Annotated in this window: 1 protein-coding gene; it reads right to left on the reverse strand. The window is 67.9% G+C overall.

Annotation, left to right across the window (positions count from 1 at the left end; genetic code table 11):
* Positions 1-2,461 (reverse strand): lonely Cys domain-containing protein (locus AB0N07_RS50255; protein WP_365847604.1); only part of this gene is annotated, 2,461 nt, incomplete at its 3' end.
* Positions 2,462-2,485: the final 24 nt, after the last annotated feature.

The raw sequence follows: 2,485 nt of genomic DNA on the forward strand, positions 1-2,485 counted from the left end.
GGTTTGCTGTGCTGTCGTGCTCCACCCTGGCCGGATAGGCGGAGGTCAACGTGGTCCTGGCCGTTCCCTCCCGGGCCGCCAGGGCATCCTTCAGCATGAACGCCGCCAGACCGTCCCTCCTCCTGCCGACGACGAGGAGGGAAACCTTCAGGTCACGGCTTTGCAGGGCGGGATCCTGCCGAAGCAGCGCGACGATCTCCTCGTAGGGCACCCTGAGAGTGGTGCCGTCGGGCAAGCCGACCTCGCCGTGGGACTGGTCGCCGTCGACTATCAGGACGTAGAGGTCTGAGTTCGCGTCACGGGACCCCCACCGGCGCATGTGTTGCTGGCCGTTCGCGACCGTGCCGTCCGGTGACACATAGTAGGTGTCGATGACGAACGGGCCTTGCATCGGCAGCCCGGTCAGGTTGCGGCCGACGTACCTTCCGGTGAGCGAGCGGATCTCGCCGGGCGGGGCCAGCGCGCCCCGCCCCTGAAGGTGGAGCGCGGCCAAGCCGACCTCGTCGTGCACGTCCTGTCCGCGCAGCGCCGCATTCGTCATCAGCAACACCGCCGACCCCAGGTCAGAGGGGGTAACCGGTCCTGCCAGGTGCAGGATCCTGGCAACCAGCGCATCCGGCCGCGGATGCGACATCCATGCCTGGGCCACCTTGGCCAAGGCCCAGAACACTCTTTCCCGCTCGGGGCCTGAGTCGGGCAGAGGCGGCAGCCCGAGGTTTCCGGCGACCGGCGGAGTGATGCCCTGAAGCATCTCCACGGCACGGTCGAGGTGGGCCATCGGTGCGGTGTGCGGGACGAAGTCGTGCACGGTGACAGCGCCGGACGCCTTGGCCAGCCACGCCGCGTCCAATACACGACTGACAGCGGCACGCAGTTCGCCGACATCCGCGAAGGCAGCCGGACGCGGCTTCGGGGTTCCCGACTGTTCGAGGTAAGCGCGCAGCACATGGTCCAGCAGGTCCAGGGTGAACGCACCGCCATCGTCGAGCTTGCGATCGGCACGCCGCATCAGCTCAAGGGCACCGATGCCACGCAGCAGCCGCTGATAGTTCCCGTTCGGATCGTCCCTGTCGTCCTCGATCTCATGCCAGAACACCTCACGCAGCGCCCGCACCAGAAGCATCGTGTGCTCCAGCTCCACCGGCAGCACAGGATCCGGCCCGGTGTGCAGCCCGGCCACCCGGGCCAGGCGGCTGAGCACCTCCACCCCGGGCTCCGGCCGCAACCTCTGCACCGTACCCCACACACCGCGGACCGAGGCCACAAGGACCTGGTCGATGAGGTACGTGCCGGGGCGTGGCCTCAGGCCGTGGACCCGGTCGAACACGATGAAATGGCGGTCGGTCTCGTTGGACGCCCGCTGCAACGTCGGGGGGTTCGTCAGCGGATTGGCCACGAAGGGAGCATCCGCGCCGACGTGGACCGTGGCCGGCGGGCCATCCGAGGCCGCGTTGCCCGAGCACATCATGGCCACGACCGGATGCCAGGGCGGACGCGTCGTCAGGCTGTCCCTGCGCGCAAGGAACCCGCCGATCTGGTCGCCGACCGCCGCGTGCGACCGGTCGTTCCTGGCGTCCACCACCGCGCCGTACCCCGGGATGCCGTGCATCGCGAAGTAGTAGGCGTCCTCCCCCATCCACGGCCCGTCCTCCGTGGCGGAGATCTGTTGCCAGGTGACCGGATCAACGTGGTAAAACTGCGTGTTCTCCGGGTCCCTCAGGTACGGCTCCTTTGCCGCCATGTCGGCACGGGTGAACACCGCGCGGCCTACCGGCCGCCTCGTCCGGGGATTGGTCAGCGTGTAACTCCGGACGTACCGGTCCGGGAGCTGCGAACCGTCGGCCAGAACGATGAAACCGTTCTCGCCGGCACCCGAAGCCCCGCCCGGCGCCAGGTCATCCGGTTCGCTGCGGAACATCTTGCCGGTCGGTGCACCAGGCACCGTATCGATGAAGTACTGCTGTGCCGTGGCATCGAACTTCAGCTCGGGAACGCCGATGTGCGCAAACACTGGCCGCTTTAGAGTGGAGGAGATGAGCCGCGGCATGTACGGCACGCCGTCCCCGGCATTCGGCACCACCAGCATCAGCGGAGCCCGCGCGGCCCGCTTCGCCAACTCCTCATCCATCGCAGCCAGTTCGATGACCTCATCGCGCGGGATCCGGATCGTCCTACCTTGCCAGTCCGTCTTCAGGTGATCGGGCCCGCCCTCCGCCTCCAGGTAGTAGGGCAGGCCGCTGCCGGACATGTCCGCCCTGGCCACATTCGGCTGGGCCCTCTTGTTCGTGAAACTGCGTCCCGCCACGTCACCGTTGGGAGCGACGATCAGCGTCCGCTCCCTCAGCAGACCGACAGACCAGGCCAAATGGAAGGCACCCAACGCCGCCAGACTTCCGTCCCGCCTCTCCGCCATCGCCTCGTCCACGAGCGTGTACAGCTCGACACGCCGCCGTTCGTCCACCGGCTCCGAGGGATCCAGGTGAAG

This window comes from Streptomyces sp. NPDC051172 (genome assembly GCF_040682555.1).
Classification (GTDB): Bacteria; Actinomycetota; Actinomycetes; order Streptomycetales; family Streptomycetaceae; genus Streptomyces.